Here is a 13,573-nt window from a genome sequence, read left to right on the forward strand (position 1 = left end):
CCCCCATGCTTGAAATCAGCGGGCTGAATGCCTGGTACGGCGAAAGCCACATCCTGCACGGTGTCGATCTCGAAGTTCGCGAAGGCGAGGTGGTCACGCTTCTTGGCCGCAACGGTGCCGGCAAGACCACCACGATGAAATCGATCATGGGCCTGGTGCCGCGCCGCGAGGGCAGCGTGAAATTCCGCGGCGGCGAGACGATCAGGATGATGTCGAACCAGATCGCCCATGCCGGCATCGCCATCTGCCCCGAAGAACGCGGCATCTTCGGCACGCTGTCCGTCACCGAGAACCTGAAGCTGCCGCCTGTCATCGCCCCCGGCGGGCTGTCGGTAGACGAGATCTACACGTTGTTTCCCAACCTGAAGGAACGGGCCAGGACCGCCCACGGCACCAAACTGTCGGGCGGCGAGCAACAGATGCTGGCGATCGGCCGCATCCTGCGCACCGGCTCGAAGATGCTGCTGCTGGATGAGCCGACCGAGGGGCTGGCGCCGGTGATCGTGCAGCAGATCGGCCGGACGATCCGGGAGATCAAGAACCGCGGCTTCACCGTGCTGCTGGTGGAGCAGAATTTCCGTTTCGCCGCGACGGTCGCGGATCGTCATTACGTCATGGAACACGGCAAGATTGTCGATATGATCCCGAACCAGTTACTCGAGTCCAGCATGGACAAGCTGCACGAATACCTGGGGGTTTGAGACCGCGACTTCCGCCCGACTAGGCGCCGTAATTCGGCTTACGGCAAACGGACTGCAGGACGGCGCCGGCCCGCCCACCAACCCGCCGGCAAAGGGAGACCGGGGCGCCCCGCGAAAGGCCCCGAAAGGAGTTGGCGTGATGAACTTCACACGTAGAACCATGACGCTGGGCGGATTCGCGACGGCCGCCGCCGCGACCGTGCCGTTTCGCTCGGGCAGAGCCCAGGCGGAACCGACGATCAAGATCGGCTGCCTGACCGACATGTCGGGTCCCTATCGCGACCTGGCCGGTCCGGGCGCCGTTGCCGCGGCACATATGGCGGTCGACGAATTCGCCTCGAAAGGCTTCAAGGTCGAGGTCCTGGTCGCCGACCATCTCAACAAGCCCGATGTCGGGGCGACCATCGCCCGCCAGTGGTTCGACCGCGACGGCGTGGACGTGATCGTGGAGGTCGCCAATTCCGGCGTCGCGCTGGCAGTGGCCGGCGTCGCCCAGGAAAAGAACAAGGTCTATCTGAACTCCGGCGCCGCGAGTTCCGACCTGACCGGAAAATCCTGCAACGCCAACACCATCCATTGGGTGTACGACACCTATATGCTGGCGAAGTCCACCGGCGGCGCCATGGTGAAAGCGGGCGGCGATTCGTGGTATTTCATCACCGCCGACTATGCGTTCGGCCACGCGCTGCAACGTGACACCACCGATTTCATCACCGGTGCCGGCGGCAAGGTGCTGGGCAGCGTGGCCTATCCGTTCCCGGGGACCAGCGATTTCTCGTCTTACCTGATCCAGGCGCAGGCCACAGGCGCAAAGGTGCTGGGGATTGCCAATGCCGGCGCCGACACCATCAGCACGATCAAGCAGGCGAAGGAATTCGGCATCAAGATGAAGCTGGCCGGGCTGTTGCTGTTCATCAGCGACGTTCACTCGCTGGGCCTGGAGACGGCGCAGGGCATCGTCATGACCGACGCCTTCTACTGGGACCTGAACGACCACACGCGGGCGTTCTCCGACCGCTACACCGCGAAAATGCCGGGCACGCGGCCGACCATGGTGCATGCCGGGGTGTATTCCTCCTCGCTGCACTACCTGAAGACGGTCACTGCGATGGGTGTCGCCGAGGCGAAAAAGAGCGGCGCTGCCACGATCTCCCGGATGAAGGCGATGCCCACCGACGACGAATGCTTCGGCAAGGGATCGATCCGGATCGACGGCCGCTGTATCCACCCGTCCTATCTGTGGGAAGTGAAAAAACCCTCGGAAAGCAAGGGGCCGTGGGATTACTGCAAGCTGCTCGCCACCACGCCCGCCGACGAAGCATTCCGTCCGCTGGACAAGGGCGGCTGCTCTCTCGTGAAAGCATAAAGGTTATTTATTGATGCGACTGACACGCCGAAACGCCTTGACCACGGTGGCCGCGGCCGCCGCGCTGCCATTGATCCGCCCGGCTTATGCCCAATCGTCGGCGAGCAAATCGCCGACGATCAAGATCGGCGTGCTGAACGACCAGTCCGGTCCCTACACCAACACCGGCGGCCTAACCTCGGTCGCTTGCACGCGGCAGGCGCTGGAGGATTTCGGTGTCTCCACCAAGGGTATGAACGTCGAGGTGATCTCGGCCGACCACCAGAACAAGCCGGACCTCGCGGTGTCGATCGCGCGCCAGTGGTTCGATCGCGACAACGTGGACATGCTGTTGGACGTGCCGACGTCGTCGGTGGCGCTGGCGTTGCAATCGGTGGTGCGTGAGAAGAACAAGGTCTACCTCAACGCCAGCGCCGCCAGTTCCGCGCTGACCGGCGAGCAATGCTCGCCCAACTTCATCTCCTGGAACTACGACACCTACATGCTGGCCAAATCGACCGGCGGCGCGATGGTGAAAGCCGGCGGCGATACCTGGTACTTCCTGACCGCCGACTACGCGTTCGGCAAGCAGTTACAGGCGGATACCTCGGCGCTGATCGTGAAATCCGGCGGCAAGGTCCTGGGCGCCGCCCAGTATCCGTTCCCCGGGACGACCGATTTCTCCTCCTTCCTGGTGCAGGCGCAATCCAGCGGGGCGAAAGTCCTCGGTCTGGCCAATGCCGGCGCCGATACGGTCAACGCGATCAAGCAGTCCGCCGAGTTCGGCCTCAACAAGTCGATGAAGATCGCCGCGCTGCTGATGTTCATCAACGACGTCCATGCGCTGGGCCTGGAGACCGCCCAGGGCCTGAACCTGACGGAAAGCTTCTACTGGGACATGAACGACCGCACGCGCGCGTTCACCAAGCGGGTGCTGCCGAAGACCCCGAACAATTATCCCAACATGGACCATGCGGGCTGCTACTCCGCCACGCTGCATTACCTGAAGACGGTCGTCGACATGGGCGTAGTCGAGGCCAAGAAGGACGGCGTCGCCACGGTCAACCGGATGAAGGCGATGCCTGTGGAGGACGACTGCTTCGGCAAGAGCAAGATTCGCGAGGATGGCCGCAATCTGGTCGCCTCTTATCTGTTCGAAGTGAAGAAGCCGTCGGAAAGCAAGGGGCCGTGGGACTACTACAAGCAAGTGGCGATGACGCCGGGCGACCAGGCGTTCCGTCCGCTGGCCGAGGGTCATTGCTCTTTCATCAAGGCTTGAAAATAACGCAGGGGAACGGCAGGGCCGGGAAACAACCATGATCATGATCTTCGGCATTCCCGGCCCGCTGTTGTTCGGACAGCTTCTGCTGGGGCTTATCAACGGCGCCTTCTACGCGATGCTGTCGCTGGGACTGGCGGTGATCTTCGGCATGCTCAACATCATCAACTTCGCCCATGGGGCGTTGTTCATGATGGGCTCCTTCGCCGCGTGGATGCTGTTGAACTACGTCGGCATCGGCTACTTCCCATCGCTGATCCTGGCCCCGCTGCTGGTCGGCATCATCGGGGTCGTCCTGGAAAAGCTCGTCATCAGCCGGCTGTACAAGCTGGATCATCTCTATGGCTTGCTGCTGACGTTCGGCATGTCGCTGGTGATCGAGGGTCTGTTCCGCAACGGCTACGGCAGTTCCGGCTTGCCTTACCGCATCCCCGACATCCTGCAGGGCGCCGTCAACCTGGGCTTCATGTACATGCCGATCTATCGCGGCTGGGTCGTGGTGGCGGCGCTGGTGGTCTGCCTCGCGACATGGGCCATCATCGAGAAGACCTCGCTGGGCGCCACGTTGCGGGCGGCGACGGAAAACGCCCCGCTGGTGCAGGCGTTCGGTGTCAACGTGCCGCGGCTGGTCACCCTGACCTTCGGCGGCGGCGTGGCCCTGGCCGCGTTCGCCGGCGTGCTGGCGGCGCCGATCTACTCGGTCAACCCCAACATGGGCGACAACTTCATCAACACCGTGTTCGCCGTCGTGGTGATCGGCGGCATGGGATCGATCATGGGCTCGATCATCAGCGGCTTCGGCCTGGGTGTGATCGAGGGGCTGACGAAGGTGTTCTATCCGCAGGCCTCGGCCACCGTGGTGTTCCTGGTCATGGTGATCATCCTGATGGTCAAGCCGCGCGGCCTTTTCGGAAAGACAGCCTGACATGTTCGGATTTTCGCGCACGCAGTCCATCGCCTTCGTGGTGATGGTGGCGCTGATCGTCATCTGCCCCTACGTGCTGTATCCGGTGTTCCTGATGCGGGTGCTGTGCGCGGCGCTGTTCGCCTGCTCCTTCAACCTCATGATCGGCTATGTTGGGTTGCTGTCGTTCGGCCAGGCGGCGTTTTTCGGGATGGGCAGCTATGTCGCGGCCTGGACGATAAAGGCGTGGCATGTGGATGCCTCAATCGCGATCATTTTCGGCGGGCTGACCGGCGCGGTGCTTGGGTTGGTACTGGGATACCTGGCGATCCGCCGCTCCGGCATCTATTTCGCCATGATCACGCTGGCGCTGGCGCAGATGGTTTATTTCTTCTGCCTGGAAGCGCCCTTCACCGGTGGTGAGGACGGCATCCAGCAGGTGCCGCGCGGGCATATGTTCGGCATTATCGACCTGAACAACGACATGGCGATGTACTGGGTGACGGCGGCGGTGTTCATCGGCGGGTTCCTGCTGGTGCACCGGATCATCCACTCGCCGTTCGGGCAGGTGCTGAAGGGCATTCGCGAGAACGAGCCGCGGGCCACCTCACTGGGCTATCGCACCGACGACTACAAGCTGATCGCGTTCGTGCTGTCCTGCACGCTGGCGGGCGTGGCGGGCGGCACCAAGGCCCTGGTGTTCGGGATCGCGACGCTGACCGACGTGCATTACTCGACGTCGGGTGAGGTTGTGCTGACGACGCTGCTGGGCGGGCTGGGGACGGTGTTCGGCCCGGCCATGGGCGCGGTCGTTGTGACGTCGATGGAAAATTACCTGGCGCAGTTCGGTGCCTGGGTGACGGTGACGCAGGGCGCGATCTTCTGCGTATGCGTGCTGGCGTTCCGGCGCGGGATCATCGGCGAACTGGGGGCGTTGTTCAAGATCTCGCTGTAGGATGCGGCGTGCGGTAACCCGCGTTTTCATCGGCCATTTGCGCTTCCAACGTCCGCCGTCACCATCGAAGCCGCGGACGGGCGCGCAGGACCGGATTCTCCACGAACACGTGCAGCAGCCAGGCCACCGGGATTGTCACGGCGACCGATACGATCGCGATGCCGGCTATCATAACCAGGGACGGCGCGGCCGGCAGCAGGACCAGAAGATGGTCGGCGGCGGACATGCCGATGAAATGGGTCAGGTAGAAGGGGTAGCTGATTGCCCCCAGAAACAGCGGTACGCGCATGCTCAGGATGGGGATGCGACCGTTCGCGACTGCTCCGACCAGAACCGTGGCGCCGGCCATTTCGAAGCATCGGGTGATTCCGCCGTGGCCGAGGACGACGTTGGTGAAGATCAGAACCGCGATTCCGGTGCCGGTGATCCACCACCGGTTCCACAGCCGCGGCGGGATCGAGGATATCGATGCGCCCAGGACGAAGGCGGGAAAGAACACGACGTTACCGTGGCCTCGGAAGAAGGGGGTCGCGGCGAACCCCAGGAGCAGGCCAAGCAGCAGGCCCCGCCGGTTTCCGCGGGTGATACCCCAGAGCGCGAACAAGGCGAGGCTCGCGACCACCTCCACCTGCAGCGACCATAGAACGCCGTTGAGGCTGTTGCTGAGCAGGAGCATGTTCCTGACAAGTTCCGCGGCCGGCGCGCTCGACAACAGTCCCAGCGGCAGCGCGCTGACGATCGCCAGCGGAAACAGGCGATACACACGGGAGCAGGCGTAATCCGGCAGGTCGGCGAAAAAACCGAGCTGTTTACGCTGAAACGATCCCCAGAGCACATGGCCGCTGAGGACAAAGAAGACCATGACGGCGGCATCGCTGGGGAACAAGGCCGACAGCACGCGCATGCCGATATCAGCCGCCGGCATCGAGGGGAAATCGCGCATGCTGGTGGCCCAGAGGGGCAGTCCGGTGACCTGCACCACACAATGACCCAGGGCGACGGACAACGCCGCGATTCCCCGCAGCCCATCGAGGGCCGCGTTTCTGGGGCCGCTGGAGGGTGGGGGGACCGTCATCGGCATGCTTCCCGCTATGGTGGGGTCGGAAGCGGATGTCACATCCGTCGCCGGTCGCTATTACATCCCCAGCGCGCGGCGGTAGATGTCGAGCATGGTCTCCTGCTCCTCCACCTCGGCGGCTTCCTGCTTGCGGATGCGGATGAGCTGACGCAGCACCTTGGGGTCGAAGCCGGCGGATTTCGCTTCCTGGTAAATGTCCTTGATGTCGCTACCGAGCGCCTTGCGTTCTTCCTCCAGGCGCTCGATGCGCTCGACGAGGCTACGCAGACGATCGACCGCGACGCCGCCGGACTTGATTTCTTCTTCGCTCACGGCTTTGGCCATAACGCCTCATCTCTCCGCTGTGGCAGGGCGGGCGGGGATAGCTTCGGGGGGCGCCGGGGTCAATGGGACGTGGACCAACTGGCCGGCGCTGCCCGCGGCGCGGGACGCCGGTCAACCATGAGTGACCGGCGGCCGGACTTAATGTCCCGGATTCGCCTTGGCGAACGCTGCCTTCTGTTCGGCGGACGCCTCGGCCTGGTATTTTGCCTGCCATTCCTTGTACGGCATGCCGTAGACGATCTCCCGCGCATCCGGATCGGCGATGGTGATTCCCTTAGTCGCGGCTTCCTCGCGGTACCACCGGCTCAGGCAATTCCGGCAGAATCCGGCGAGATTCATCATGTCGATGTTCTGCACGTCGGTGCGCTCGCGCAGATGGGCGACCAGGCGGCGGAAGGCCGCGGCTTCCAGTTCGGTACGGGTGGCGGTGTCGAATTCGGGTGCGGACATGGTTGTCTCCTTCTCGGTTCCCCCCAAGATGGCGCGCCTCGTTCGGCTTCGCCATACTCCCCGCGCCGGAAAAGAGAGGAAACCGTCGATGCCCCGGGATACGCCCTGGAACGACATGACAGCCCGATCCGCGTTGCGTGCCCTGTTCGATACCGCCGTCGCGGCGGCCGATCCGCGGACCGTGCTGGCTCGTCATCTGCCGCCGAAGCCGGTGTCCGGCCGCTGCATCGTGGTGGGTGGCGGCAAATCGGCCGCGGTCATGGCCGCCGCGCTGGAGGACGCCTGGCCGGATGTCGTCCTGGAAGGGACGGTGGTGACGCGATACGGGCATGCCGTGCCGACTCGGCGGATCGAGGTGATCGAGGCGTCCCATCCTGTTCCCGATGCCAACAGCGAACGCGGCGCGTTGAGATTGCTGGAACGGGTCCGGGGGCTGACCAAGGACGACCTGGTGATCGCATTGATGTCGGGGGGTGCCTCGGCGTTGCTGGCGGCGCCGGTGGCGGGGCTGACGCTGCTGGACAAGCAGGCGATCAACCGGGCGCTGCTGGCCTGTGGGGCTAACATCACCGAGATGAACGCGGTGCGGAAGCATTTGTCCGCCATCAAGGGCGGGCGCCTGGCTGCCGCCGCCGCGCCGGCGCGGGTGGTGACGCTGGCGATCAGCGACGTGCCGGGCGACGATCCGGCGGTGATCGGGTCCGGCCCTACCGTGCCCGATGCCACCACTTTCGCCGAGGCGCGTGCGCTGATCGCTCGGTATGGCATCGTGCCGTCCCCGGCTGTCGCCGCACGGTTGGCCCGGGATGATGACGAGACGCCGAAACCCGGCAGCCTGCCGCGCGTAGAGTTCCGCATGATCGCGACCCCCATGATGGCGCTGGATGCGATGGCGGCGAAGGCTCGCACGCTGGGCCTGACTCCACTGATCCTGGGCGACGCGCTGGAAGGCGAGGCCAGCCAGATGGGCACCGTCATGGCCGGCATCGCCCGGTCCGTCCGAACCCACGGCCAACCGCTGCGGGCGCCGGCGGTGCTGCTGTCGGGTGGGGAGACGACCGTGACCATGACCGGTAAGGCGACCGGCCGGGGCGGCCGCAACACCACGTTCCTGCTGGGCCTCGCCATCGCCCTGGACGGCGCGCCCGGCATCTGGGCCACGTCCGGCGATACCGACGGCATCGACGGCATGGATGAGATCGCCGGTGCCCTGCTGACCCCGGACACGCTGTCCCGAGCGGGCGCGAAGGGCCTGGATGCACGCGCCATGCTGGCCGGCCATGACAGCCATGGCTTCTTCGAAGCCGTCGGGGACTTGATCGTGACTGGCCCGACGCTCACGAATGTTAACGATATCAGGGCGATCCTGATCGCCTGAGACATGCCGAACGCATGGCTCCAACAAAACCGAAGGGAATCGCCTATGGCTGTCCGCCCAAAGATGCGCCGTCGCCGCCGCACCAAGATCATCGCCACGCTGGGTCCCAGCAGTTCATCGCTGGAGATCATGACCCGCCTGTTCCAGGCCGGCGCCGATGTGTTCCGGTTGAATTTCTCGCATGGCACGCATGAAGACCACGCCGCAAGGTTTGCCGCGATCCGCGAACTGGAGGAAAAATTCGACCGGCCGATCGGCATCCTGGCCGACGTGCAGGGACCGAAGCTGCGCGTTGGGCGGTTCGGCGGCGGGCGCGTCCATCTGCAGACCGGTCACATGTTCCGGCTGGACCTGAACGCGACGCCGGGCAACGCCCAGCGCGTCAACCTGCCGCATCCGGAGATCATCGAGGCTGCGTCGATCGGGTCCTCGCTGTTGCTGGACGATGGGAAGCTGCGCTTGCGAGTGGTGCATAAACGGAGCGATGCCCTGGAAACCGAGGTCGTTGTGGGCGGCCCGCTGTCCGACCGAAAGGGCGTCAATGTTCCCGACGTGGTGCTGCCGATCCCCGCTCTGACGGTGAAGGACCGGGAGGACCTGGAATTCGCCGTCTCGCACGGCGCCAACTACATTGGTCTATCGTTTGTGCAGCGACCCGAGGATGTGGTTGAGGCCAAACGGCTGATCGACGGGCGGGCCTGGGTGATGGTGAAGTTGGAGAAACCGCAGGCGCTGGACAATCTGGAGGAAATCCTGGCGCTGACCGACGCGGTGATGGTCGCGCGCGGCGACCTGGGTGTCGAATTGCCGCCGGAGGAAGTGCCGTTGGCGCAAAAGCGCATCGTCCGGCTGTCCCGAGCTCTGGGCAAGCCGGTGGTGGTGGCGACTCAGATGCTGGAAAGCATGATCAGCGCCCCGGCCCCGACCCGAGCCGAGGCTTCGGACGTCGCCACCGCGGTGTTCGACGGCGCTGACGCGGTGATGCTGTCGGGTGAGACAGCCGCCGGCCAGTATCCCTATGAGGCGGTCAACATGATGGACCGCATCGTCGCGCGGGTGGAGCAGGACGCTGGTTGGCGGGCGATGATGGATGCTTCCCGCGCGCCCCCGGAGAAGAACGCCGCGGACGCGATCGCCGCGGCCTCGGCCCAGGTTGGGCATACGATCGGGGCGAAGGCGATCGTGGCGTTCACCGCGTCCGGCAGCACCGCGCTGCGGGTGGCCCGGGAGCGGCCGGAATCGCCGATCATCGGGCTGACCCCGCACGAGGCGACCGCTCGGTTGATGGCGGTGGTCTGGGGGGTGCATGCGGTGGTCGTGCCGGATGTGCATTCGATGACCGAGGCGGTGGCGCGCGCCGTTCGGGTGACCCTGACGGAGGGATTCGCCGACCATGGGGAGGAGATCGTCGTGAGTGCCGGGGTGCCGTTCGGTCAGGCGGGCACGACCAATGCGCTGCGGGTGGCGACGGTGAAATAGCGCGGCCGGCCAAGGGTCGCGGGGCATAGGCCAAACACCGGGTTCATTGGCCAGACGATCGATTATTCCGATGGTCGAGGTGCCCGGGACGACAATCGATTCGTTTGGGCTGACGCGGGTCGACCTGATCAAGATCGACGCGGAGGGGATGGAGACGAACCGAAGGGGGCAAGTTGCACCCATGGTACGCTGCGCGAGGTGCGGTAGCCGAGCGCGCTGAAACCTTTTAGACTCATAGCAGCACACGTTTCATGAGCAGCGTCATGTGGCGGCCACGGTTACCGCGGATATACCTGTTTCTCGCTCGTGTACCGCCGCTGATCTATCTGACGGCATACCTTTTGGCGGTTCCTTGTTTCGGCTTCGCCTATGCGACGGTTGCCTATCGGGGATTCTACGCTCCATATGCTCATTTGGAACGGCAATGGATTAGCGCGAAGAACGATCTTGTCGAATACCTGAGTGAAAAAATACGCAATGAAATGGATAAAGCGGCCGCACGGATCAGCTCGAATACGTCCGCAGAGGTCTATATGAGTCACTTCGAGGTAGGCCAGGACAATCTGTCGTTCGATTTAGAAGGGGGATCGACCGTCTTTCAAAAGCGATCTTTGAATGCACCAATAGAAGATCGGTTGAAGCCGGTTATTCTACGTTCAAATAGCTTTTCTTGTCATATTATATTCCATCCCGTTGAAGACGACTATTATGCGCGTTCGCAAGTTGATATAGAATTGGAAGTCGTGTCCGGAGATAATTGCTACAATTCAACCTTGGATGATGATTTTAGAACTAAGTATAAGGGGTCTCGTCCGGGGATTATTCTAACCATTGATAGTGACAGGGCATGGGATGCCGTCAATCTGATCGAGGGGTTCAATGGAACACCGGATTCCGTCGGCGGCAATCTCTGGCGGATGCTTTATCTCAGCGTCGTCGTGATAACGACTCTCGGCCTTGGCGACATTGTGCCGATCTCGGACGCGGGCCGGGTGCTCGTTGGGAGCGAGGCTATGCTGGGTGTGCTACTTGTCGGCTTGTTCCTCAATGCCGTGGCGTGGCGAGCTTCTCGGCCGAATTCGGGGCCGCCGTGACTGTATTGCGTCGGAGGTTGTGTTGAGCGCCTTGCCTCCCTGACAACGCCAGCGATGCCGGCCGACTGGAATGATAATGCTCGCTGCCGTCTTGTCTTGGGCCAGCGACGTCCGGGACATTTGATCCAGCATCTTGCTGGGGCGGATGGCCCGGACTGACGTGACGCCGGGCCATGACGAATCAGGAGACGTCGGGTCATGACGAATCGCGGGTCATGACGAATCAAGAGACGCTGGGCCGTGACGACTCAGGCGTTGACCTCAACGGCGGGCGGCAGCCATAGCACCTGGTTGATCCGGTCGGCGCCGGACGCGATCATCGCCATCCGGTCGAACCCCAGGGCGATCCCTGCGCTGGGCGGCATTCCGTGTTCCAGCGCCGCCAGAAAATCCTCGTCCAGCGTCCAATCGGGCCCGAACATCGCGTGGCGCCGTGCGCGATCCGTCAAAAACCGAGCGCGCTGCTCGATGGGATCGGTCAGTTCGGCGAAGGCGTTGGCCAGTTCGATGCCACACACGTAGAGTTCGAACCGTTCCGCCACCCGGGGATCGGTGGGGTCGCGCCGAGCCAGAGCGGCCTGGGCGGCGGGCCAATGGGTCAGGAAGGTTGGATGCCGGCGGCCGAGGGCGGGCTCGATCCGCTCCAGCAGCAGACGGAAGAAAAGGTCCTCCCATGTTTCATTGTCGCGCAGCCGTGCTTTGGCGGCGGTGGCCAGCGCCGCGGCGTCCTCGCCGATCGCCAGCAGATCGACGCCGACGTGACGAGCAAATGCCTCGGCCACGGTCAGGCGCTCGAACCGCGATAGATCGGTGGTGATGCCACGGCAGCGAACGACCGGCGGCAAGGTCGAGCGCAGCAGATCGGTGGTCTCGGCGATCAGCGAGTCCATGGTGGCGCCGGGCCGGTACCATTCCAGCATGGTGAACTCGGGCGCGTGCAGGTCGCTGCCCTCGCCGTTGCGCCACACTCGGGCGAACTGGAAAATCGGGCCGGAGCCGGCCACCAGAAGCCGCTTCATGGCAAATTCCGGACTGGTGTGCAGCCAGAGGTTTTCCGGTGTTCCGTCGGGATGGTCGCGTCGCGTGGCGAAAGGCCGCAGATGGACCTCCTCGCCCGGCACGGCAACCGCGTACGGCGTTTCGACCTCCACATAGGCACGGTCATGGAAGAACCCGCGGACCGCGCGGGTCAGGGTGCCCCGCCGGTGCAGGAACGGCAGGCGGGCGGCGAGGCTGTCGGGATGCCAAACGGGAAGGACCATGCCGGGATGTTTACCGTCCCCGGTGTATCGCCGCTACGTTGCCATGAAACCGACACCCGGCGGCCTCGGTTGTTGCCAATGTCGCTACGGTCGTTAACCGAAAGGCAACCTCATGGGCCTGTTACTGCTACTTCTGATCATCTTCCTGCTGTTTGGCGGCGGAGGCTTCTACGGCTACCGCTCCGGCTACTACGGCGGCGCGCATTATGGCGGCGGCCTGACGCTGCTTGTCGTGATTATCGTGCTGTTCCTGCTGTTCGGCGGCCACGGCGGCTATTACCACTACTAAACCACCCTCACGCGAACGCCATGGCCGGGCACAGCCAGCCCGTCCATGGCGTCACTGTGGTCAGGCCGCGGCGAACTGGCCGCGTCCGAACAGCTTGTCAAGCGTGGCTGCTTCCGCTTTGTCGAACGCCGTGGTGCGACCGCGCACCGCGTCTACCTCGGCCAGCGCCTTTTTCACTGCCGGCCGTTCGTCGATCGCCTTCACCCACCGTGTGACATTCGGCAGCTTCGCCGCTGCGTCGGCGCCCAGTAGGGCGGGGACGTTGCGCAGCCACGGGAAGGTGGCGATATCGGCCACCGAATATTCGGACCCGGCCAGATATGCCGCCTGGGCCAACCGCTGGTCGATCACCGAGGAGACGCGGGTCGCCTGGGTCAGGTAGCGGCTTTTGGAATAATCGTTCCCGGCTGGTGCGAACCGCAGGAAATGGACGAACTGGCCGAACATTGGCCCCACAGTGGACATCTGGGTCATCAGCCACTGGATGGCGTCGAACTTCGCCGCCTGGTCCTTGGGCAGCAATTTCCCGGTCTTTTCCGCCAGATACAGCAGGATCGCGCCGGATTCGAAGACGGTGTACGGCTTGCCCCCCGGACCATCCGGATCGACGATGACCGGAACCTTGGCGTTCGGATTCAACTTCAGGAACGCATCGTCGAATTGCTTGCCGGTGAAGACATCCACCGGGGCCACCGCATAGGGCAGCGCCAGTTCCTCCAGCGCGATGTAGATTTTGACGACGTTGGGACTGCCCATGCCGTACAGGGTGATCATCGTCTCGTTCCTCCCGTTGTGAGTGCGCCAGCTTTGCACAGGCGGCCAACCCGGGGAAGACAACCATCCAAGGCAATCTGATGAAGCCAGGTCCCGGCTGTGTCCGACGCGTCGCGTGCTTCAGCCATGCGCCCCAGATCGCTTGCCGTTGCCGGCGAAATTAGCTTACGCTGCGATGCGGCAAGAATGTTGCCATTTGTCCACCCAGCGGGCAAAAGGGTCTCTTGCGCGAAATCGCGCATCCCTGACGGCAGGTCTGTT

Annotated in this window: 14 protein-coding genes; 9 read left to right on the plus strand and 5 right to left on the minus strand. The window is 63.8% G+C overall.

Annotated features, from left to right (window positions below):
* Window positions 1–5 precede the first annotated feature (5 nt).
* The 5 genes from GSQ89_RS15150 to GSQ89_RS15170 all read left to right on the plus strand — a co-directional run bounded on the left by GSQ89_RS15150 (window position 6) and on the right by GSQ89_RS15170 (window position 5,184).
* Window positions 6–701 (plus strand): ABC transporter ATP-binding protein, encoded by a 696-nt coding sequence (locus GSQ89_RS15150; protein WP_174254873.1) that lies wholly within the window; start codon window positions 6–8, stop codon window positions 699–701.
* A gap of 139 nt (window positions 702–840) precedes the next feature.
* Window positions 841–2,067, plus strand: coding sequence for an ABC transporter substrate-binding protein (locus tag GSQ89_RS15155; protein WP_158926572.1), 1,227 nt, complete (start codon window positions 841–843; stop codon window positions 2,065–2,067).
* A 13-nt stretch (window positions 2,068–2,080) separates the two neighbouring features.
* Complete coding sequence (locus GSQ89_RS15160) at window positions 2,081–3,325, plus strand: ABC transporter substrate-binding protein (RefSeq protein ID WP_158926574.1); 1,245 nt, start codon at window positions 2,081–2,083, stop codon at window positions 3,323–3,325.
* Between the two features lie 37 nt (window positions 3,326–3,362).
* Entirely contained in the window at window positions 3,363–4,250 is an 888-nt protein-coding gene (locus tag GSQ89_RS15165) for a branched-chain amino acid ABC transporter permease (protein WP_158926576.1), read from the plus strand.
* Between the two features lies 1 nt (window position 4,251).
* The gene (locus tag GSQ89_RS15170) at window positions 4,252–5,184 is read left to right on the plus strand and encodes a branched-chain amino acid ABC transporter permease (protein WP_158926578.1); all 933 of its coding nucleotides are present in this window, start codon (window positions 4,252–4,254) and stop codon (window positions 5,182–5,184) included.
* Between the two features lie 58 nt (window positions 5,185–5,242).
* Here GSQ89_RS15170 and GSQ89_RS15175 read toward each other — a convergent pair whose 3' ends face one another.
* From GSQ89_RS15175 to GSQ89_RS15185, 3 genes are all read right to left on the minus strand, one after another.
* Window positions 5,243–6,259, minus strand: a complete 1,017-nt coding sequence (locus GSQ89_RS15175; protein ID WP_158926580.1) for an acyltransferase — start codon at window positions 6,257–6,259, stop codon at window positions 5,243–5,245.
* Between the two features lie 60 nt (window positions 6,260–6,319).
* Window positions 6,320–6,586 (minus strand): GapR family DNA-binding domain-containing protein, encoded by a 267-nt coding sequence (locus GSQ89_RS15180; RefSeq protein ID WP_158926582.1) that lies wholly within the window; start codon window positions 6,584–6,586, stop codon window positions 6,320–6,322.
* Window positions 6,587–6,724: 138 nt separating this feature from the next.
* Window positions 6,725–7,036 carry a DUF1244 domain-containing protein gene (locus GSQ89_RS15185; RefSeq protein WP_158926584.1) on the minus strand — a complete coding sequence of 104 codons (312 nt, stop codon included), beginning with the start codon at window positions 7,034–7,036 and terminating at the stop codon, window positions 6,725–6,727.
* Window positions 7,037–7,124: 88 nt separating this feature from the next.
* Here GSQ89_RS15185 and GSQ89_RS15190 point away from each other — a divergent pair, with 88 nt between their 5' ends.
* From GSQ89_RS15190 to GSQ89_RS15205, 3 genes are all read left to right on the plus strand, one after another.
* Complete coding sequence (locus GSQ89_RS15190; RefSeq protein ID WP_174254874.1) at window positions 7,125–8,414, plus strand: glycerate kinase; 1,290 nt, start codon at window positions 7,125–7,127, stop codon at window positions 8,412–8,414.
* A gap of 45 nt (window positions 8,415–8,459) precedes the next feature.
* Window positions 8,460–9,893 carry a pyruvate kinase gene (pyk, locus tag GSQ89_RS15195; RefSeq protein WP_158926586.1) on the plus strand — a complete coding sequence of 478 codons (1,434 nt, stop codon included), beginning with the start codon at window positions 8,460–8,462 and terminating at the stop codon, window positions 9,891–9,893.
* Between the two features lie 251 nt (window positions 9,894–10,144).
* Window positions 10,145–10,987 (plus strand): potassium channel family protein, encoded by an 843-nt coding sequence (locus tag GSQ89_RS15205; RefSeq protein WP_158926588.1) that lies wholly within the window; start codon window positions 10,145–10,147, stop codon window positions 10,985–10,987.
* 248 nt (window positions 10,988–11,235) lie between these two features.
* On the opposite strand, the gene epmA is transcribed toward GSQ89_RS15205, so the two are convergent.
* The gene (gene epmA / locus GSQ89_RS15210) at window positions 11,236–12,249 is read right to left on the minus strand and encodes an EF-P lysine aminoacylase EpmA (protein ID WP_158926590.1); all 1,014 of its coding nucleotides are present in this window, start codon (window positions 12,247–12,249) and stop codon (window positions 11,236–11,238) included.
* Between the two features lie 112 nt (window positions 12,250–12,361).
* Here epmA and GSQ89_RS15215 point away from each other — a divergent pair, with 112 nt between their 5' ends.
* Window positions 12,362–12,538: a DUF3309 domain-containing protein gene (locus GSQ89_RS15215; protein ID WP_174254875.1), complete on the plus strand. Its 177-nt coding sequence runs from the start codon at window positions 12,362–12,364 to the stop codon at window positions 12,536–12,538.
* 60 nt (window positions 12,539–12,598) lie between these two features.
* Here the strand turns inward: GSQ89_RS15215 and GSQ89_RS15220 are convergent, their stop codons facing one another.
* Window positions 12,599–13,312, minus strand: coding sequence for a glutathione S-transferase family protein (locus GSQ89_RS15220; protein ID WP_158926592.1), 714 nt, complete (start codon window positions 13,310–13,312; stop codon window positions 12,599–12,601).
* Between the last annotated feature and the right edge of the window lie 261 nt (window positions 13,313–13,573).

The organism is Acidisphaera sp. S103, assembly GCF_009765975.1.
In the GTDB taxonomy this organism is placed as follows: Bacteria; Pseudomonadota; Alphaproteobacteria; order Acetobacterales; family Acetobacteraceae; genus Rhodopila.

Excerpts from the sequence above, each read along its gene's own strand:
- GSQ89_RS15150 (WP_174254873.1), top strand. The coding sequence starts at position 6 with ATGCTTGAAATCAGCGGGCTGAATGCCTGGTACGGCGAAAGCCACATC.
- GSQ89_RS15155 (WP_158926572.1), top strand. The coding sequence starts at position 841 with ATGAACTTCACACGTAGAACCATGACGCTGGGCGGATTCGCGACGGCC.
- GSQ89_RS15160 (WP_158926574.1), top strand. The coding sequence starts at position 2,081 with ATGCGACTGACACGCCGAAACGCCTTGACCACGGTGGCCGCGGCCGCC.
- GSQ89_RS15165 (WP_158926576.1), top strand. The coding sequence starts at position 3,363 with ATGATCATGATCTTCGGCATTCCCGGCCCGCTGTTGTTCGGACAGCTT.
- GSQ89_RS15170 (WP_158926578.1), top strand. The coding sequence starts at position 4,252 with ATGTTCGGATTTTCGCGCACGCAGTCCATCGCCTTCGTGGTGATGGTG.
- GSQ89_RS15175 (WP_158926580.1), bottom strand. The coding sequence starts at position 6,259 with ATGACGGTCCCCCCACCCTCCAGCGGCCCCAGAAACGCGGCCCTCGAT.
- GSQ89_RS15180 (WP_158926582.1), bottom strand. The coding sequence starts at position 6,586 with ATGGCCAAAGCCGTGAGCGAAGAAGAAATCAAGTCCGGCGGCGTCGCG.
- GSQ89_RS15185 (WP_158926584.1), bottom strand. The coding sequence starts at position 7,036 with ATGTCCGCACCCGAATTCGACACCGCCACCCGTACCGAACTGGAAGCC.
- GSQ89_RS15190 (WP_174254874.1), top strand. The coding sequence starts at position 7,125 with ATGCCCCGGGATACGCCCTGGAACGACATGACAGCCCGATCCGCGTTG.
- pyk (WP_158926586.1), top strand. The coding sequence starts at position 8,460 with ATGGCTGTCCGCCCAAAGATGCGCCGTCGCCGCCGCACCAAGATCATC.
- GSQ89_RS15205 (WP_158926588.1), top strand. The coding sequence starts at position 10,145 with ATGAGCAGCGTCATGTGGCGGCCACGGTTACCGCGGATATACCTGTTT.
- epmA (WP_158926590.1), bottom strand. The coding sequence starts at position 12,249 with ATGGTCCTTCCCGTTTGGCATCCCGACAGCCTCGCCGCCCGCCTGCCG.
- GSQ89_RS15215 (WP_174254875.1), top strand. The coding sequence starts at position 12,362 with ATGGGCCTGTTACTGCTACTTCTGATCATCTTCCTGCTGTTTGGCGGC.
- GSQ89_RS15220 (WP_158926592.1), bottom strand. The coding sequence starts at position 13,312 with ATGATCACCCTGTACGGCATGGGCAGTCCCAACGTCGTCAAAATCTAC.